Genomic DNA, 19,963 nt, shown 5'->3' with positions numbered 1-19,963 from the left:
CCTTCAAATGAAAACCCTTAGTAACGCCAAGACGAAGGGAAGCCTTGACGTTTGATAAGTAACCTTAGCGCTGGTTAAGCAAGAAGTTTATGAGCGTTTCAATACTTTAAAACTGTCTTTGTCTAACTGATGTTTTTTCATTTTCCGGTACAAAGTTTTTCGTGGAAGGTTTAGTGTTTCTGATACCTGATTAATGTTTCCACTACTGTCAGAAAGTGCTGTTATGAGTAAATTCTTTTCGTACTGATCAATTTGTTCCTCAAAACCCAGTGTCTTAGCCGTTTTATCTACTTCAATAGGCGCTTCGAGATCAAATCCATCTCCTACGATGCCAAGTACAAAACGTTCTGCCACGTTTTTTAGCTCGCGAACATTACCGACCCAAGTGTGTTTGTGTAATTGCTGAATATGCTCTTGATACAGAGAAGGGGCACGAGTGCTGTATTTTTCACACGCTTGAAGGACAAAAAATCGAAACAGACTTTGCAGATCTTCTTTGCGATCACGAAGCGGTGGTAAATGAATACTGGCTATATTTAACCGATAAAAGAGGTCGCTCCGAAATTGTCCTTGCTCACTTAGCGCCGACAAGTCTGCTTTGCTCGCTGCAATAATCGTAATATTAACCTTGATAAGCTCGTTGCTGCCTACTCGTTCAATAACACGCTCTTGGATAATACGAAGTAACTTTATCTGTATGGCAATGGGCATGGTTTCAATTTCATCGAGAAATAGGGTACCTCCATTTGCTTGCTCAATCTTACCTATTCGTTTGCGATTCGCACTTGTGAATGCCCCCGCTTCATGCCCGAATAGCTCGCTTTCAATAATACTTTCACTCATTCCGCCACAGTTAATGGCGACGAAGGGTTTCGACTTCCGTTTACTAAACTGGTGCAAGGCTCTGGCTATGACTTCTTTACCTGTCCCAGTTTCACCGTTGATGATGGTGTCTACATTTGATTTAGCAAGAGCTAAGACTTGAGTGCGGATCTTCTCCATCTTGCTGGAGTCACCAATGATGACGTCTTCTATACTGGTACTACTGGGCAAAGGGTGCTTTTCCAGCTGCATGAGCCGAGTCTGACAGGCCATTGTTAACTTTTCGGTTAACAGTTCCGGCTCTAGTGGTTTCTCTAAGAAATCATAGGCTCCATTTTTCATGGCTTCTATAGCCATTGGGATATCACCATGCCCACTCATTAAGATTACTGGGACTCCGGGAGCTCGGTTATTAATAGCACTTAATAGGCACAACCCATCGATGGACGGCATTTTAACGTCGCACAAAACAGCTAGGTTACTTTCTGGCTTAAGCTGCTTGAGTGCCTTTTCTGGTTCAGTAAACGTAGAAACATCGAACCCTTCAAGTTCGAGCATTTCTCCGACAGCGTCGACGACATCGTGTTCGTCGTCAATAAGTAGAATTGAATGTTTCATTGTAATAGTTATTTAGTTCGTTTTGAGTGTTAAGGTGAAGGTTGTACCTTCCTGAGCTTTGGATTCCGCTCTAATAGAGCCACCAAAGTCTTTGATAATGTTGTAAGCGATAGACAAGCCAAGCCCCAATCCTTTACCCGATTCTTTGTTGGTATAAAAAGGGTCAAATATGTGTTCGATTTCTTCTTGGTTTATCCCCGTACCGTTATCTGAAACGATAATGTTTGTTTGATTTTGTATCGTCGTTACGGCAATAGATATCGTCGGGTCTGAGACTTTTTCTACCGCGTCTAACGCGTTCCCAATAATATTAACCAATACTTGTTCTAAGCGAATGGTGTTAGCAGACACGTACGTAAGGGAGTCGGGCTCAAAAGTGATAATGTCATTGGGGTAGCGGCTTTCTAAAAGTTGAATGGCATCGTTGATGACCGGTTCCAAGTGTACCGATTCCATATGGCCATCACTTTTTCTTGCGAACGCTCTAAGATGCCGTGTTATCGCAGCGGTTTTGGATAGAAGCTTTTGTATTTTATCTAAGTTAGTTATCGCTTTTTCAGGGTTATCTTTGTCCAACCACAATTTCGCACTTCTTACATGGCTGTTCACGGCTGTGAGAGGTTGATTAATTTCATGTGTTATCCCAACGCTTAACTCTCCGAGCGCCGCTAACTTGCCGGCTTGTATCAATTCGTCTTGCGTTGAACGAAGTTTCTTTTCTGCGGTAGCACGTTCGATGACTTCTTGCTCAAGCCGCTTGTTAGTTTGCTCAACTTCAATCGCTGTTTGTTGGAACACTTGCAAGTCTTTGGCCATTTCCGTCACTTCATCGCCACCAGAAATCGCGACAGGTGTTGCAAGATGCCCACTCGAAATGGCTTTCATATTAAGTTGAAGTTGCTGAATTCTTTGTAAGATATTTTTCTTTACATAAAACCAAGATATAGCCACGGCTGTTGCTATGCTGATTAGCGAAAGCAGTACAGCGAACCTTTGATTAGCTGACAATGATTGTCTTGCCGAATTAAGCGACCGATCAATGTCGGAGTTGACAGTGGCAGTGTATCGCTCAATTTGTACAGCGAGTTGGTGTAGATGTGTGTTGCTGTTCTCGAGTAAGAATTGAGCTTGGTAATGTCTGTCGATTAATTCATCTTTTAGCGCAAAGAGCCTGCCACCTCGAGAAGTTAATTTATGCAGAACAATCAATTGTTCATTTAAGTTTGGGTGCTGAGAGGGAAGGGAGCTTTCTTGCCATACCACCCACCATCTATTTCCCAACTCTTCCAATCGCAAGATGGTTTCATCCAACTCGTTAAAGCTGGCATCGTTATATAATTTTTCGGCAAGACCAGACTGGTAATAAATAAGTGACCGAAACTGCGCATATTCAATTTCTTGCTTTTCAGAGCTGGATAACGAATCGAGAGACTCACCTGCCAATTCCAATAGTGGGAACAATCCATCAAGTAAAAAGTTCAGTTGAGAAGTCAGTTGATCCGATTGAGCTTCATTCTGATAAAGCAAACTCAAGCTATTTCCGATTTGAGTGATGATGTTCTTAAAGTAGTTATGGTAGTCAGGGAATTGCGCCATAACATGGTTCATTTCAACAATCGCGCGGTTAATCTCTTCCATGGCATGGTTGCGTGACACGCTTGAATCAGCTGTTCCTAAGAGTGGTGCTGTGGCAATGATCAGGCGAACCTTATCATTTAATTTTGCGGCATAATCCAACGCTTTGAGATCATTATTGTTCAAATGCTCTAGTCGGGTATTGATATCTAAAAAGGTATAAGAGGACAATCCAGATACGATAAGCGTGGTTAAGGACAAAATAGCCATTGCCAGTGCCAACCGCACGCCCATACCTTTCCATCGTATTTTCATATATCACTAACAAACTTAATAGAATACACCGTTATATAATGACCAATAACGATGCATTTATCCTAGTTAAGTTATAGTTTTGTTAAAAAAACTAAGCGCTGTGTCACTATGATGAAACTACAGCTTGGCTGTAGATACCAGCGGGCAATGATCACTGAGCCGATGGCTAAGGACATCATGTTTGGTAAAGGTGATTTGTTTTGCCTGATTAAGCGGCAGATCAGGGCTCGAAACTATATGATCAATTAGATTTCGATACTGGTGCGTTTTTGTTGGATTAGAACGAGATCTCACGCGGCATTCTGCTCTGGTGTTTTTACTTGTCAGACTAACTTGCGTACTTGTGTTTTTCGTTAATATACGCCACAACCAATCATTGGGATAGGCGAGGTTGTGGTTAAAGTCACCCAAAATGGCATAAGATTGGCCTTTCTTTTGTCTTTCTTTAATCCATCCATTAAGCGATTTGCCTTGTTTGGCTAAGGCTCGGCAGGAATTGGTATTCTTTCTTGCAGCAAAGCAGCCCGATTTCAAATGTACTGATAACAAGTGAATAGGCTTCTTTTTCGGAATATCAACAACAATATAAGTAGCAAACCGTAACTTGTTAAACTGAGATGGCATCAAATTAATATCATCTGGGTTTTGAACATTGATGCCTTTTGATACAGCAAACCCAGTGTATTGATTAATACCCTCAAACTGTAAATCTCGATGCTTACTTCTAGACCGTTCCGAGAAAAAGTATTGATAACCATCCCCAGTTACTTGCTCTAGCGCTTCTTTTGAATCCACTTCTTGAAATGACATTATATGCAAAGACGGATTAGGTACTTTACTAAAGACCTTGCTCAGTGCTTTAAAGTCGCTGGCTTCTCTTTGGCTAGGCTCAATTCGCTTACTTGGATTAGTGGTTAACCACTCAAGGTTCCAAGTGGAAAATGTATACTCCGCGCTCACAGCAGGGAAGTGAACCAAGAGTGTTGATAAGCAGCAAAAATGTGTCAAAAGGAAAAGAAAGCGTTTCAAAATGAATCTCATTTGTTATTGGTCTTTTTCAAGAATAATAACGGAATTTTAATAGATAAAGTATGACGTTTGGTTCAATTTTAATAAACAATCCAAATGTGCGATCGTCGCCACTAAGATCGATTTGATCTTGCACGCTCGTTTGTTTTTATTGATTTGGATCAAAACGCCAATCCGACGCATAACTTCTAATATTCCACCACATATAGTGTGTTTGGAAATAAAATGCGCATATGTAGTGTTTTTAACCAGTCAGTGCCGAGGAGTAAAAGTGAATACAGTTGTCATTAAAAGGGATGGAGCGAAAGCACCATTTGATAAAGGACGCATCATAACTGCTGTAGAAAGTGCATCGAACACATCTGATGAAGCGCTTTACCGATACGCCGAACAGGTTGCAAGCGCAGTCTACAATTCGCTAGAAAATCGCCTAGAAGTATGTATTCAGGAAATTCAAACCCTGGTTGAAAACGAGCTGATGCAAGGTCCTTATAAAGGCTTGGCTCGCTCATACATTGAGTATCGTCACGACCGAGATATAGCGCGCGAAAAATTCAGTGTTTTGAACAAAGAAATTGAAGGGCTTATTGAACAAAGTAATGCCGACTTGCTCAATGAGAATGCGAATAAAGATGGCAAGGTTATCCCTACGCAGCGAGACTTGCTGGCCGGCATAGTTGCAAAACATTACGCTAAAACTCACATTTTGCCTCGCGACATTGTCCAAGCTCATGAAGCTGGAGATATCCATTACCATGATCTCGATTACGCGCCTTTCTTTCCAATGTTTAACTGCATGCTCATTGATTTAAAAGGCATGCTCACGCACGGATTTAAAATGGGGAATGCTGAAATCGATACACCAAAATCGATTTCTACCGCAACCGCAGTTACTGCTCAAATCATTGCTCAAGTCGCAAGCCACATCTACGGTGGAACCACGATTAACCGTATAGATGAGGTTTTAGAGCCTTACGTATTGGCAAGCTACAATAAGCATTTAGAAATAGCGAAAGAATGGGACATTCATAACCCTGAGGCTTTTGCTAAAGCTCGTACAGAGAAAGAGTGCTACGACGCATTCCAGTCTTTAGAATATGAAGTAAACACACTTCACACTGCAAACGGTCAGACTCCATTCGTCACATTTGGTTTTGGTTTAGGAACAAGTTGGGCATCTAAACTGATCCAACAATCTATTTTAAAAAATCGAATCTCTGGCTTGGGGAAAAATCGTAAAACAGCCGTCTTTCCTAAACTCGTTTTCGCTATCAAAGACGGTCTTAATCACAAGAAATCGGATCCGAACTACGATATCAAATCGTTGGCACTAGAGTGCGCATCTAAACGTATGTACCCAGACATTCTTAACTACGACAAAGTGGTTGAAGTGACGGGGTCTTTCAAAACACCAATGGGTTGTAGAAGCTTTTTAAATACCTATGAAGAGAATGGTGAGTTGATTCATGAAGGCAGGAATAACCTTGGTGTTGTAAGTCTTAACCTTCCTAGAATTGCGATTCAAGCTAAAGGCAGTGAAAAAGCTTTCTATAAACTGTTAGATAAAAAACTCGCTTTAGCTCGTCGTGCTTTAGAAACACGTATATCTCGATTAGAGACAGTGAAAGCCAGAGTCGCCCCAATTCTTTACATGGAAGGGGCATGCGGCGTGCGATTGTCTCCAGATGAAAGCGTGGCTTCAATTTTCAAGAATGGCAGAGCCTCAATTTCACTTGGTTACATAGGTATACATGAAACCATGGTGGCTCTGTTTGGTGAATCTGAGCATATGTACGATAGCGACACGCTAAGATCTAAAGGGCTTAACATCGTTGAATACATGAAGGCGCAAGTACAAACGTGGACAGACGAAACTGGTTATGGTTTTAGCTTGTACGGAACGCCGAGTGAAAATTTGTGTAGCCGATTCTGTCAAATTGATACTAAAGAGTATGGTGTTATTGAAGGGGTAACCGATAAAGGTTATTACACCAATAGTTTCCACTTGGACGTGCAAAAGAAAGTTAACCCATACGATAAAATCGATTTTGAAATGCCATACCCAGAAGTGTCTAGTGGTGGTTTCATCTGCTATGGCGAGTTCCCGAACATGCAACGCAACATTGAAGCGTTAGAAAACGTATGGGACTACAGTTATAGCCGAGTTCCATATTACGGCACCAATACACCAATTGATGAGTGCTACGATTGCAGTTATACCGGAGAATTTGAGTGTACAAGCAAGGGCTTTACATGCCCAAGTTGTGGAAACCATGACTCCACAAGGGTTTCGGTCACTCGTAGAGTGTGCGGCTACTTGGGCAGCCCTGACGCAAGACCGTTTAACTTTGGTAAGCAAGAAGAAGTTAAACGCAGAGTTAAGCACCTTTAATGAATTACCATCAATATCATTCAGTTGATGTAGTAAATGGACCTGGTACACGCTGTACACTGTTTGTATCAGGTTGCGTTCACCAGTGTCGGGGATGTTACAACAAATCCACTTGGTCTTTGTGTTCAGGTCATCCATTTACATCGGAGCTCGAAGACCAAATTATCAAAGATTTGTCTGATACGCGTATACCCAAAAGAGGGCTCACACTATCTGGTGGTGATCCACTGCATCCTGAAAATGTATCAGATATTTTACGGATTGTTGTGCGCGTAAAATCTGAGTGCCCCGACAAGGACATATGGCTATGGACGGGGTATCGAATGGACGAACTGACGACCGAGCAAAAGCGAGTGGTTGATCTTATCGATGTTTTAATTGATGGAAAGTTTGAGCAGGAGCAAGCTGATCCTAATTTGAATTGGCGTGGAAGCACCAATCAAATCATTCACTACATGAAAGTGTAAATTCGCAAAGACGAACAGGTTGAATCGTTGCGTTTAAACAATCACAATTTCCTTTCGATTTTTTGTTGTAACAATGTTAACTTGCTTGTCACTGTTGAATATCAAAGGGTTGTGAATTCCATGCTATCTCATCTACCGGAACCGAAACAGGATCCGATTCTTTCGCTCTCTGTTGCCTACCGAAATGATCCTAGAACCGAAAAAGTGGATCTGGGTATTGGTGTTTATCGAAATAGTAACGGTGACACACCAATTATGAAGGCGATCGCTTTAGCTCAAGAGCACGTCGCATCAACGCAAAAAACAAAAGCTTATGTAGGGCTTGCTGGTTGTGAAGAATTCAACCAAAGCATGGTAGATTTATTGCTAAAAGGAACGGCGGCTTACGATCGCGTTTCGGCTATTCAAACTCCAGGCGCCAGTGGTGCACTTCGCATGTTGGGAGACCTACTGAAAGTTGCCCAACCGAACACCACTATATGGCTAAGTAATCCAAGCTATGTTAACCATCAACCTGTGATGGAAGCCGCTGGATTGAAAGTTAAGCATTACCGATATTTTAGCCCTTCAACAAAGCAAGTTGACGTTACGGCAATGCTTGAAGACTTATCTCTCGCTGGTCCAGAAGACGTTGTTTTACTTCACGGCTGCTGCCATAACCCAACGGGCGCTGATATCGATTTAAAAGCTTGGGAAGCCATTACAGATATGGCAACCAAGCAGGGGTTTACCCCATTTGTTGATATTGCTTATCAAGGGTTTGGAGACGGGCTAGAAGAGGATGCGTTAGGGTTGCAGCACATGGCAAACCACGTTGAAGAAATGTTCATTACCACTTCTTGCTCAAAAAATTTCGGTTTATATCGTGAACGAACTGGCGCAGCGATAGTTGTCGGTAAAAATGCTAATGAAGCAGCTAACGCAAAAGGGAAATTGTTGCAGTTAGCACGTGCGACTTACACCATGCCGCCAGATCACGGTGCCGCTTTGGTAAAAACTGTGTTAGGAAACAAAGAGCTGACTTCGGTTTGGCGAGAGGAACTTTCGCAAATGCAGCATAGACTCGTTTCTCTAAGGGAAGGTTTATGTTCAGAGCTTAAAAATGCACATAACTCTGACCAATTTGACTTTATCCAGTCACACAAAGGTATGTTCACTGTGCTAGGCTTCTCATCTGAACAAATGCTTCAACTGCGTGAAAACTATGGAATCTACGGTGTGGGGGATGGGCGTATAAACATCGCAGGCCTTACCGAAAAAGATATTCCTTATGTAGCTGAAGCAATAGTAACCGTATCTAACCAATAAGAGGTGGTAATGAAGTCGAGTAGACCTTTCATTTTCTTAGCAATCGCTGGTGTATTGACTGCGTGTATCAATATTCAAACAGGGGTGCATTCTGAGCCAAAAGCCAGTGGGAAATCGGAATCAACACACGAGGTGGACATGTTAAAAACACCCGACGGAAAATTGGTTCTCGGTGAGAAAGAGTGGGTTCATATTGCCGGTTTAGGTGAGAGCTATAAAGCTCGAGTCGATACTGGTGCAACGACTTCATCTATCAGCGCTGTTGATATAGAAACGTTTGACAAAAATGGGCAGGATTTCGTTCGATTTAGAATTGCTCACGAAGGAGAAAAAAGCCCGGTGCTAACTCTACCTGTGCAGCGTTGGGTTCGTATCAAGCAATCTAGTCAAGATTCTTACCAAAGAAGAGCAGTAGTAGAGGGTGATATTCAAATTGGTGATTTGAAAACAAAGACAGAGTTTACTTTAGCTGATCGATCTCATCTTACGTTTCCAGTGCTTTTAGGAAGAAGCTTCTTCAGAGATGTCGCTGTTGTCGATGTCAGTAAAAAATACGTGCAGAAGAAAGTTAAGTAACGAGAGATATATGAATAACATTTAAAAAGCCCTCACTTTAATCTTAAAGTGAGGGCTTTTTTTGACTACCCGAGTTAGAACATGAATCTTGCGCCCATGATAAGCTGAGAGCCATAAACACCGTTGTCAGCGATGTTTGCACCAATTGAAAGTTGGTCAGTTGAGTGGAAACGACCGCCAAAGCTATAAGTAAGCTCTGTGGTGTCACTGTAAACCAACTGACCCACTTTTACGTTGGCTTCAATGTTGTCTAGCACCCATATGCGAGCACCAATATTCAATTCTGGTACAAACTGGTTACCAACAAATTTGTCATCACTCGTTTTAATATTATGAAGCAGCATCTGACCGAAGATATCTGCAAACCCAGTTGCTGGGCCGTTAAAGCCGACACCGACCGCGATGTCGTAGTCACCTTCGAATCGGCTGTCTAAACGGCCAATAAAATGGGTGTTTTCGGTAAACGTCAAATTACCTTCTGCGCCGTAAGAAGTGGGGCTAGCACCGACTCTAAACTCAACAGAAGAGTAGTTGAAATTGTTAGCAAGAGTTGTCATCGGGCTTAGGGCCATGAAAAGTAGTGCTAAGTGGCGTTTACGTCCAAACATATGTATTCCATCCATTTTACGCTTTGGCTTAGTGCCAAAAATACGGGTATACAAAAAGGTCTGCAAAAAGCAGACCAATATTTAAATTTAACGATATTTCAATGAGATCTTAAAGGATCTGTAAGTGTTCCACTTCGATTTCTGGGGTTGAACCACCTTCATACTCACCATAAAGACGGATTTTTGACTCGGCATTAAGTGGTTGTGTCAATACTATGTCGTCTAGCTCTACTTGGATCTGCGCATCTCCATCAGTAAATATAAAGGTATCTTTGCTGATTTGTTTAATTAGGTGTCCTTCGGTGACGACGTCTTTCTCGGCTGTCCAGCTGGTATCTTTCAGCATTTCTGCAACAGGGGTTAGGTCTACCGGGCCACTATACGTAACGTACTTTTTCTCTTGTTCTCTATCTCCAGCAAACGCAAGAGTAGGTAATGTGATGAGTGCAGCTGCAATGGATAAAGTAATGGCTTTCATGTTTCATAATCCTTATGACTTGAGTTCGAATACAGTTAAACAAGAACAGCCTTAACAATGTCTGATGGGGAAGTTCATTTTGAATTCATTTGGTTTAGGGTGCTATGTAGCTTGAGGTTAATTAGTGATAAGCATTACTATACGTTCAATCAAAATACACAATAAAATGAATCGACTATGATCCCTTCTATTCAAGCTCTTATGGTTCAAGGAACAACATCTGACGCAGGAAAATCTGTTTTGGTGGCAGGCTTATGCCGCGTGCTTGCCAGAAAGGGGAGAAAGGTTGCCCCTTTTAAACCTCAGAATATGGCGCTGAATAGTGCTGTAACTAAAGATGGAGGCGAAATAGGTCGGGCTCAAGCTGTTCAGGCACAAGCATGTGGTGTGGATCCTTCAGTCCATATGAACCCTGTCTTGCTCAAACCTAACTCTGATACTGGCGCTCAGGTAATTCTTCAGGGTAAAGCGATAACCAATATGGAAGCAGAAGGCTATCATGACTATAAAAAGGTCGCGATGGAAAGCGTTATGGACTCGTTTGGACGTTTACAACGTGATTTTGAATCTATTGTAATTGAAGGTGCAGGTAGCCCAGCCGAAATTAACCTAAGGGCAAACGACATAGCCAACATGGGCTTCGCCGAAAATGCCGATGTTCCGGTTATTATTGTGGCTGATATTGATCGCGGGGGTGTGTTCGCCCACCTATATGGCACGTTAGAACTGCTTTCGCAATCGGAACAAAACCGAGTGATTGGTTTTGTTATTAACCGCTTCAGAGGCGACATTAAACTTCTTGAATCTGGTTTAGATTGGCTTGAAGAAAAAACAGGGAAACCCGTTTTAGGTGTATTACCCTTCTTACATGGTCTAAACCTCGAAGCGGAAGATGCTATCACAAATGAACAAGTGACGTCCGAAGGGCAACTTTTTAAAGTAAAAGTACCGGTTTTTACACGAATTAGTAACCATACGGACTTTGATCCCTTGCGATTAAACCCAAACATTGACTTCGAATACGTTGGCAAAGGGGAGTCCTTGCAAGGAGCAGACCTAATTATTCTTCCTGGGACCAAATCTGTACGGCAAGATCTTGAATATCTTCGTTCACAGGGCTGGGATAAAGATATTCTAAGACATATCCGATTGGGAGGTAAGGTCATCGGGATATGCGGCGGGTACCAAATGCTCGGTAATACAATTTCGGACCCCGATGGCATTGAAGGCACAGTGGGTGACAGCGAAGGTCTCGCTTTACTGAATATGACAACAGTCCTCCACCCTGAGAAGCAACTTAAAACAGTTAAAGGTACACTTCGACTTGAACACCAATCTTTTCCTGTTTCAGGTTATGAGATTCATGCTGGCGTGACGCAAGTCAACGAAACTCAACCCATTTCGCTAGAATATCAAGTAAATGATGGAGCTATCAGTAACTGCAATCAAATTTTTGGTACTTACTTGCATGGCATATTTGAAGAAGAAGGGGCCACGGGGCTACTTCTGGAGTGGGCAGGCAGTGAAGAGATTCAACCTGTAAACTTTGAAAAAATGAAAGAAGATGCCATTGATCGTATTGCAGATGCCATTGAAGAATATATGAACTTAGATAAACTTTGGGCGACCTTACCACAATGACCATTTCTAGCGGTCTCAGCAGTACTTGTACTGTGAATGCAAGAAAAAATGACACTGTCACTTTTTGTCCTTACGACATTAAATTGCTCTGCCTAATTGTTTACCCTTTGGTAAACTTAAGCGTAGTGTTTGATTCTATCGATTCTTTAAACGTTACACATTTGAACAAGGGAAAGGGCGTATTTAACTCATATGCCTTCGGAATGGAACCTTGATGCTGACAGATTTTGAGTTAGAAGCACTTTATTTAAGTTTAAAGGTCGCGCTCTATGCGGTCATTTGGCTTACGCCTTTTAGTGTAATGATTGCTTGGCTGCTTGCTCGAAAATCTTTCTGGGGCAAAAATGCTTTTGATGCGTGTATACACCTTCCTCTTGTATTACCGCCGGTTGTTATTGGGTATCTACTTCTTGTCGGTATGGGCAGGCAAGGGGCAATAGGAAAATGGTTGTTTGATACGTTTGGCATCGCTTTCAGTTTTGATTGGAAAGGCGCTGTTTTAGCTTCTGCGGTTGTGTCACTTCCTCTGATGGTAAGAGCGATCCGACTAAGTATTGAAAGTATTGATACAAAACTAGAACAAGTTGCTCGTTCCTTGGGGGCGACTCCTTTGCGGGTCTTCTTTACGATTACGTTACCACTCGCCATTCCCGGCGTAATAACGGGTGCATTACTCGCATTTGCGAGAAGCCTGGGGGAGTTTGGGGCAACGATCAGTTTTGTTTCTAGTATCCCAGGAGAAACCCAAACACTGCCTCTTGCAATGTATTCTTTTATAGAAACGCCTGGAGCGGAATACGAAGCAGCGCGTCTATGTGTTATTTCCATTGTCGTAGCTCTAATTTCATTGCTCGTATCGGAAGTTCTTAGTAAGAAAGCCAATCAAAAAATTGGGTTGATTTCTAAGGAGAGAAAATGATTCTAATAAAAGTGAAGCAGCAACTTGGTCAGCTAAATTTAGACGTTGATTTGTCTATTCCTTCAAAAGGGATCACTGCTGTTTTTGGACGCTCTGGCGCTGGGAAAACATCTTTGATAAACGCTGTGGCAGGTCTGTCAATTCCAGACAACGGGCGGATAGAGGTTAATGGTAAAACACTATTTTGCCGAGAATCCGGTCAAAATCTGCCTATTGAAAAGCGACGAATCGGTTATGTGTTTCAGGACGCAAGACTTTTCCCTCACTATTCTGTGAAAGGAAATTTACTCTACGGTACCACGACAAAAGACGCTGCTTACTTTGATGTTATTTGTAATTTATTGCAGCTACATAGCTTACTGGACAGAAAGCCTATCGACCTTTCTGGTGGGGAAAAACAACGTGTCGCTATCGGTCGTGCTCTTTTGTCTAAACCTTCTCTATTAATAATGGATGAGCCATTAGCGTCTTTGGACCTTCCACGGAAACGTGAAGTGATGCCTTTTTTGGAGCGTCTGGCGAATGATATTGATGTTCCAATTCTCTACGTAAGCCACAGTTTGAATGAGATCATTCGCTTGGCAGATCACATGATTATTTTGAATCAAGGTAAGCTTGAAGCTGCAGGCTCACTAGAAAGTGTATGGGATTCTCAGGCAATGCGACCTTGGCAATCTTTTTCTGAGCAAAGCACATTGTTTGATGCAATCGTTGAATCTCACCACCCCAAGTATGCGTTGACCGCGCTTAAATTGTGTGAAAAAACCCAACTTTGGGTCCAAAAAATAGATGCAGATCTTTCATCTCCAGTTCGTATTCAAGTAAGAGCAAATGATGTCTCTTTATGCTTATCAGAGCCACAAGAAACATCTATACGAAATGTTATCCCAGCTACCATTGAGGACATGGAAGTTCAATCACCCTCACCAGACAAACAGAGCGTTGCCATTAAACTTAAGTTAAGCATACAGTGTTCTTTGTGGTGTAACGTTACCCAATGGGCTGTTGATGATCTTGAGCTTGAGATTGGAAAAAGGGTCTACGCTCAAGTTAAAGGGGTAAGCGTTACACAGCGCGATATCATTCAGCACTGACCCGCGACACTATCACTAGGTGAATAACCAAACTGTTTTTTAAACGCATTAGTGAAGTTAGATGGGTGCTGATAGCCAGCGTCATAAGCGGCTTCTGTGATGGTCTTGTAACCTTGTTCTAAAGCCTGCTTTGCACGAGCCAATCTTCGATAGCGAACGTACCCAAGTACGGTGTAACCAACTTCATGTTTAAAGCGCCTCTGCAGGTTTGAGGTGCTCATGGCTGCATATGAAGCTATATCTTCCAACGAAAGTTCCTGATCCAAATTGCTTTCAAGGTAACTAATTAGGTGCGAGATGTTTCCGTTGAAATTGAAAGGTTGATCTGAAGATAACGAAGAGTGAATCTCAGAAGAAACTTGCTCAAAGGCGTTCGACATAACCAGTAGAGTGTTGGTTTCGAATTTCAGCATCTCAGTGAGCGTTTGAGGGTTCTTTATTTGAAGAAAATCATTAAGTAGTTCAATGATATCTCTGTTAGGTTCAAAGCGAACATGTGCTTTGTCTGTATTAAGAAAATCCCACATATTGTCTTCAGAAGTTAAATTCAATCTTTGATTGAACCATTCCGGCTTGATCATTATGTTGATCTTTTTGACGTTATTTCCACTTTGAGTTCGTTTATGGAACGTAGCTGGCGTTTTAAGATTGGCGATAAGTGCCTGTGGCGCATCGATAGCATCAAGTTCAAAGTGCAAGTCGTCATAACCGAAAACGAGCTTACCCTCGAGTAAAATCGTGATAATGACGGATGTTGGAGCAGTTGCAACTATATGACAGTCTGTTAAGTCGGAAGTGACTCCGCCATGCACGGTGATACCCGCTTTCGAGCGATAGTCGACAAACTCTCCCTTTACAATCACGTCTTTAGATGAACGGGTGGAATTGATAACGCTTTGTTGATCGCCTCCGTTATTCACAAATTGAGTAATAGCGAAAGTTTCATGAGAGCGGGAACTCCGTTCTATTTTTGCGGGTGGCATTCTATATTGTTCCTAATAAGCGTTTAGCGATTTTGGATAACTGTTTATTCTTTTCAACAATACTATCAGCAAATACCATATCTGCGAATAATTATCATTTGTAAAAATTAGGATGTGGTACCCATGGATAAGTTACGTGCTTTTACTAGCCGAAGAACATTGATTAGCCTTGTCATTGCTGGCATATGTGCGCCTGCGATATCGTCTGCTTCAGAAGAAAAGTCTCATATTGAAGAAGTAATGGTGTGGGGGACTAGTGTAAAAAGTAGTTCTGAGTCATTAAGTTCTGATGACTTCGCGCTAAAACAAGCTGATCACATGTCCGATCTTCTAAGAGACATTCCTGGGGTAGACGTCGGTGGAACGCATTCCGTTAACCAGCGTATCAACATTCGTGGTTTGGATGAAACTGACCTCGACATTCGTCTAGATGGCGCATCTCAGAACGCTAATATGTTCCACCATGTGGGGAACCTAACACTAAACCCAGACATCATAAAATCAGCCGATATTCAGGTGGGCGCAAATTCGGTAACAAGTAACGCTATAGGCGGTTCTGTTTATTTTGAAACGAAAGACGCAAAAGACTTACTTCGTTACGATGAAACGTATGGCGCTCGCGTATACGGCGGTATCGGATCTAATGCATTTTCAACAGGCTCTTTGACAGCATACGGAAAGCTTTCTGATAGCGGTGATGCACTTGTGTATTTGTATGGCATAAAGCGCAGTAACTTCAAAGATGGTGACGGAACGGAAACAATTGGTTCAGAAGGGCAAGTTAATAACCTTTTAGCAAAAGCTGGGTGGGATATTGATGAAGCACAGCGTATAGAGCTCTCATACGACTATTACCGAGATCATGGCGATTACAACCCGCGCCCGAACTGGGGTGCCGAAGGAAATGAATTCAGATCGTCTGATGCTTTAATCGACACCAAGTATTCGCGCCACACTTACACGTTAGGTTATGAACTAAAAACAGAAAATTCAGTTTTAAATGCGGCACTTTATCAAAATAAAATTCACCTTTTCCGAAACGAAGTTGGCATTCCTGGATTCTGGCCCACAGACAGAATTGGGGAAAACACGGCGGAAAGCACGAATACTGGAGGAAATGTAAAAGGGCAATCGGAACTTTCAGTACTCGGCTTAGCGAATACATTAACCTACGGCTACGAAATGAAACAGCAAAACAGTGAGAACGAATACGCCCTAGGTGACTCTAATACTTCTAAAGCAATCACTCATTCACTGTATGTTGAAGACAAAACGGCTGCAACGGATACAGTTGATGTAACCGTGGGTGTTCGCTATGACAATGTGAAGCGTAAGACTAACTTAGATGACACATCTTTTGATAAAGTAACGTGGGCTGGTGGCGTAGATTGGCGAATTACTGAGTCTGTTACCTTATTTGCCAGTACTCGTACTTTGTTTAAAGCGCCAGAACTTCTAGAAACGTTTATTAACTTTGAAGACAAGCTTTCTGACGACATTGCACCGGAAACAGGTTTCAACCATCAAGGCGGCATTAAGTTTGCCAAAAGCATTAACGATCACTCTGTTGCTGCAAACTTGACTGTGTTTAACACAAGAATTAATGACTACATCATCAAAAAGTATCAGGGATCATCTAAACCATACCTGTTACTTAACGGAGAAGACGCTGAACTAACGGGTTTTGAGGCGAGCTTCCACTATGGGTACGATGCGTTCAACTCCCGCCTGTCGTATTCGCGTTCAAACAATAAGTTCTTCGAATCTGGTGACCCGATTAACGCAACAGGTCGCGGTGCTCGCAGTACAGATGTTGGAGACATTGTTTCTCTTAACCTTGAATACGTAGCCTACGATATTGATGCAATATTTGGTTGGAATTCAAACTATGTAATGGAAGAAAGCAATGTACTTGAAGGCAACCCAGTTAAGGAAGCCTACGATGTTCATAAGATCTATGCTCAGTGGGCTCCGAGTCAAGTAGAAGGGCTAGCTCTTACATTTGGTATCGATAATCTATTTGATGCGGCGTACGTGTCTCATGCATCCACTTCTGGCACGTCTAAATCTCGTTCGGGCGAAGTATTTAGCCTAGACGACTTAGAGCCAGGTCGAAACGTTAAATTGTCCGTTGCTTATCAATTTTGATGGTGACCTAAAATAATAATCACTCTGAGACAGGATGCATTTCCTGTCTCGAGTTTTAGTGTATTTCGTTACACATCAAATTTCGCGACTAAGTTGTCCATGTTCTCGCACTGCACGGCCAGAGTTTCGCAAGCATTCTCAGCACTACTTATCATTTCAACCATTTGGTAGCTACTTTCTATAATACTTTGCATATTTCGATGAATGTCGTTAGAAATCTCTAACTGTTTTTGGGCTGTACGAGTAAATAACGTATTTGATTCTGATGCTTTATGGATGCTACTAGAAATCAATTTAAGCGTTGTACTGGTTTCGTCAGCTTGTTTTAACGTTATCGCCCCCGTTTCTTGGCTCACTTGAATGGCTGAATTAGCTTCATTGGCACTGTTTTGTAACGCTTCAACTAATCCTTTTATCTGATCGGTGCTGTTTTGAGTTTTTGTTGCGAGGGTACGAACTTCGTCTGCGACGACTGCGAATCCTCTCCCTTGCTCACCAGCGCGAGCAGCTTCAATTGCAGCGTTTAACGCTAGTAAATTGGTTTGTTCTGCAATTTCAACGATGACGTCCAGTATCGATACGATCCCACTTACACTGCTATCCAGAGTTCCAAGTACCCGACAAGCCAATACATTCTCTTCACCTAGCTTTTGTATTGAAAGACTTGTTTTGTTTAAAAAATCGGTTGCAGAGTGTAAGTTCTCTACACTGGTAGCATTGGCGGATTCTGTTGTGGATATATTCGTCGACATGTCGGAATTAAGCGTATCAAGGCTCTGTGCCGCGCAGTCAACTTGATCACTTTGAGATTGTTGTTCCGACACATGAATAACGATTCCTTGAGTTAAACTACGAATATTTTCCATCTCTGCTCTTACCGAGTTAGAAGCGAGAATAATCTCTGTGATCGTTTCTTGAAGAGAGGTAATAAAGCTATTAAATGCCTTTGCAAGTTGACCTAGCTCATCTTGGCTTTCTAGTGGCATACGATAAGTTAAGTCGGCTTCACCTGATGCAATTTGCTTTAACGATTCTGTTAATTTAACAACGGCGGAACTCACCCAGCGACTCACCATAAAGGCAAGTGAAAGTGCAATTAAAATCGCAACTGCACCACCGATCTCAAGAATAAGCGTTGCTTGCCTAGTTAGGGACTCTCGATTATCCGATATTGCCGATTGATGCTTGAGTAAACTGGCATCCAATAACCAGATAGATTGCCATGTTGTTTGCTCTAATTCGCTAAAATCTGGCTTATTTTCAAAAAAGTAGGTAGAAGGCGAAGCATTTGCATACATTTTCTCTTGGCTTGCTATGTAATGAGCAATGTTTTGTTCTAACTCTTGTACAGCAGATTTCTCAGGTACTGGCGACGCCGTGATAATTGAAACATCGCTGGTGATTTCGGATTGTAACTTTTTAAAACTTTCTGAGTATTGTGCGCGTTTATTATCGCTGTCGAAATCGAAAGCTAACTTTTCGGAAAGACTTCTTAGAGAAATCATCGATTTAGATAAGGAGTTTAACGCGTTAATAGCCGGAGAAAGTTGAGAAAGTGATTCTCTATCAACTCGATTTTGCTCGCGTAGTTGATAAGTACTCAACAGAATGATAGCAGTAAAAATAAGCGCAACCGTGATAACTGGAAAAGCTATTTTGTGCCTCAATTGGATACGTGAAGTAATTCGAAGTTTCATGTTTGCACCAGTGACATTGCAATGAATTACCTACAATAGTAGTAAAAAAAATGGCTTCCATTCTTGGAAGCCATTTTTATTTAGAAGTTACTTTTACTCTTCTACAGTGAACTCTTCAATTGTTACTTCAACACGACGGTTTTGCTCGCGTCCTGCTGCAGTGTCATTAGAAGCGATTGGATTAGACTCGCCATCACCTTTAACAGTAATACGGCTAGAATCTACACCTTTTGCAACGAAGTAATCAGCTACTGCTTGAGCGCGTTCTTCAGATAGTTTCTGGTTGAATTTAGCGCTACCGCGGCTGTCGGTGTGACCAACAACGTCTACTTTTGATTGAGGGTAGGTGGTAAGAAGAGTCGCTACCGATTCAAAACGACGTGTACCAACGGCACTTAATTTACTGCTTCCAGTTTCAAACAAGCTTACGTCTTGTTGTGATTGGAAAGTAATAGTTTGCTTTTTAGGTGGCTCTGGTTTCTTTTCTTCAACGACAGGCGCTGGTGCAGGAGCTGGTTCAGCGACTGGGCGTGGTTCAGCTTTCGCTACAGGCGCTGGTTTTGCTTTAGCACCGAAATGATAATTAAGACCTAACGTGAACATGCTTGCTGTGCTGTCGTCAGCTGGTCCCGCATTAATTTCTGTCATCAATTGGTATTCAATTCGAGCACGAAGAGCTTCGGTGATTTTACCTTCGAAGCCAAGTCCTGCCAAAAGGTTTAGGTCATCTTTAGCTTCGTCGTAAGTGGAGTAACCAGCACCAAGTTTACTGAAGAAATCAACATCTTCACTTAAAGAAATATTGAACTTAGGCGCAAATGTAATAGCGGTCATTGACCCTTCTAAATTCTTTAGAGTACCGCCATTAAGGTAGTTTGATTTGAATTGACCGTAGTCATCATATCCTAGCTCTAATGCGACGTTATCCAGTAGCTGATATCCAAGGTATACACCGTAGCCCGAACCGTCATCATCACATCCAGTTGACACAGCACAAGAGTTTGACAAAGATGAAGCACCCACTTTACCACCAAGGTAAACTTGAGAGCTGGCAGTAAATGGAAGTGAAGAAAGTAGTGTAAGTACAACTAACTGCTTTTTCATAGATAATTCCTTTTTATAATATACAATGCGATTATTTGAGTAGATTGTTATAATCAGCATCATTATGAGAATCCATTTTCAGGAAAGCAAAACTCCAAATGAGAATTGCATTTCCAATCTCACAATCAAGACGCGTTCTTTATACAGCTCAAAATAGACAAAAGATCGCAAAAAGCGACCTTTTAATGA

At 42.0% G+C, this 19,963-nt stretch carries 16 protein-coding genes; 8 read left to right on the top strand and 8 right to left on the bottom strand.

Going from position 1 to position 19,963, the window contains the following annotated elements; all coding sequences use genetic code 11:
- Positions 1–87: 87 nt before the first annotated feature.
- From LDO37_RS23515 to LDO37_RS23505, 3 genes are all read right to left on the bottom strand, one after another.
- Entirely contained in the window at positions 88–1,440 is a 1,353-nt protein-coding gene (locus tag LDO37_RS23515; protein WP_399482006.1) for a sigma-54-dependent transcriptional regulator, read from the bottom strand.
- A gap of 12 nt (positions 1,441–1,452) precedes the next feature.
- Positions 1,453–3,330: a sensor histidine kinase gene (locus LDO37_RS23510; RefSeq protein WP_224055916.1), complete on the bottom strand. Its 1,878-nt coding sequence runs from the start codon at positions 3,328–3,330 to the stop codon at positions 1,453–1,455.
- Between the two features lie 117 nt (positions 3,331–3,447).
- Positions 3,448–4,359: an endonuclease/exonuclease/phosphatase family protein gene (locus tag LDO37_RS23505; protein ID WP_224055915.1), complete on the bottom strand. Its 912-nt coding sequence runs from the start codon at positions 4,357–4,359 to the stop codon at positions 3,448–3,450.
- Positions 4,360–4,630: 271 nt separating this feature from the next.
- Here LDO37_RS23505 and nrdD point away from each other — a divergent pair, with 271 nt between their 5' ends.
- From nrdD to LDO37_RS23485, 4 genes are all read left to right on the top strand, one after another.
- Positions 4,631–6,751 carry an anaerobic ribonucleoside-triphosphate reductase gene (gene nrdD / locus LDO37_RS23500; protein WP_126607238.1) on the top strand — a complete coding sequence of 707 codons (2,121 nt, stop codon included), beginning with the start codon at positions 4,631–4,633 and terminating at the stop codon, positions 6,749–6,751.
- Positions 6,751–7,218 (top strand): anaerobic ribonucleoside-triphosphate reductase-activating protein, encoded by a 468-nt coding sequence (nrdG, locus tag LDO37_RS23495; RefSeq protein WP_126607239.1) that lies wholly within the window; start codon positions 6,751–6,753, stop codon positions 7,216–7,218. The genes nrdD and nrdG overlap by 1 nt, the downstream gene beginning before the upstream one ends.
- 120 nt (positions 7,219–7,338) lie before the next feature.
- A complete protein-coding gene (locus LDO37_RS23490; RefSeq protein ID WP_126607240.1) occupies positions 7,339–8,526 on the top strand; it encodes an amino acid aminotransferase in 1,188 nt (395 codons plus the stop codon).
- A gap of 9 nt (positions 8,527–8,535) precedes the next feature.
- The gene (locus LDO37_RS23485; RefSeq protein ID WP_126607241.1) at positions 8,536–9,102 is read left to right on the top strand and encodes an ATP-dependent zinc protease family protein; all 567 of its coding nucleotides are present in this window, start codon (positions 8,536–8,538) and stop codon (positions 9,100–9,102) included.
- A 74-nt stretch (positions 9,103–9,176) separates the two neighbouring features.
- On the opposite strand, the gene LDO37_RS23480 is transcribed toward LDO37_RS23485, so the two are convergent.
- Positions 9,177–9,710 (bottom strand): hypothetical protein, encoded by a 534-nt coding sequence (locus LDO37_RS23480; protein WP_101115043.1) that lies wholly within the window; start codon positions 9,708–9,710, stop codon positions 9,177–9,179.
- 109 nt (positions 9,711–9,819) lie between these two features.
- Entirely contained in the window at positions 9,820–10,188 is a 369-nt protein-coding gene (locus LDO37_RS23475; protein ID WP_126607242.1) for a YgiW/YdeI family stress tolerance OB fold protein, read from the bottom strand.
- 177 nt (positions 10,189–10,365) lie between these two features.
- Between LDO37_RS23475 and LDO37_RS23470 the strand changes: the two genes are divergently transcribed.
- The 3 genes from LDO37_RS23470 to modC all read left to right on the top strand — a co-directional run bounded on the left by LDO37_RS23470 (position 10,366) and on the right by modC (position 13,842).
- On the top strand, positions 10,366–11,829 hold the full coding sequence (locus tag LDO37_RS23470) for a cobyric acid synthase (protein ID WP_126607243.1): 1,464 nt from the start codon (positions 10,366–10,368) through the stop codon (positions 11,827–11,829).
- 214 nt (positions 11,830–12,043) lie between these two features.
- Entirely contained in the window at positions 12,044–12,748 is a 705-nt protein-coding gene (gene modB / locus LDO37_RS23465) for a molybdate ABC transporter permease subunit (RefSeq protein ID WP_101115047.1), read from the top strand.
- Complete coding sequence (gene modC, locus LDO37_RS23460; protein WP_126607244.1) at positions 12,745–13,842, top strand: molybdenum ABC transporter ATP-binding protein ModC; 1,098 nt, start codon at positions 12,745–12,747, stop codon at positions 13,840–13,842. The genes modB and modC overlap by 4 nt, the downstream gene beginning before the upstream one ends.
- Here modC and LDO37_RS23455 read toward each other — a convergent pair.
- Positions 13,833–14,825 (bottom strand): helix-turn-helix transcriptional regulator, encoded by a 993-nt coding sequence (locus tag LDO37_RS23455; protein ID WP_126607245.1) that lies wholly within the window; start codon positions 14,823–14,825, stop codon positions 13,833–13,835. The genes modC and LDO37_RS23455 overlap by 10 nt on opposite strands.
- Before the next feature lie 123 nt (positions 14,826–14,948).
- Here LDO37_RS23455 and LDO37_RS23450 point away from each other — a divergent pair, with 123 nt between their 5' ends.
- Positions 14,949–16,973, top strand: a complete 2,025-nt coding sequence (locus tag LDO37_RS23450) for a TonB-dependent receptor domain-containing protein (RefSeq protein ID WP_126607246.1) — start codon at positions 14,949–14,951, stop codon at positions 16,971–16,973.
- Positions 16,974–17,041: 68 nt separating this feature from the next.
- Here LDO37_RS23450 and LDO37_RS23445 read toward each other — a convergent pair whose 3' ends face one another.
- On the bottom strand, positions 17,042–18,670 hold the full coding sequence (locus tag LDO37_RS23445) for a methyl-accepting chemotaxis protein (protein ID WP_126607247.1): 1,629 nt from the start codon (positions 18,668–18,670) through the stop codon (positions 17,042–17,044).
- A gap of 93 nt (positions 18,671–18,763) precedes the next feature.
- Positions 18,764–19,774 (bottom strand): OmpA family protein, encoded by a 1,011-nt coding sequence (locus tag LDO37_RS23440; RefSeq protein ID WP_224056085.1) that lies wholly within the window; start codon positions 19,772–19,774, stop codon positions 18,764–18,766.
- Between the last annotated feature and the right edge of the window lie 189 nt (positions 19,775–19,963).

The organism is Vibrio penaeicida (genome assembly GCF_019977755.1).
Classification (GTDB): domain Bacteria; phylum Pseudomonadota; class Gammaproteobacteria; order Enterobacterales; family Vibrionaceae; genus Vibrio; species Vibrio penaeicida.
The sequence above is the reverse complement of the archived record's forward strand: the minus strand, read 5'-3'. Positions and strand labels throughout refer to the sequence as shown.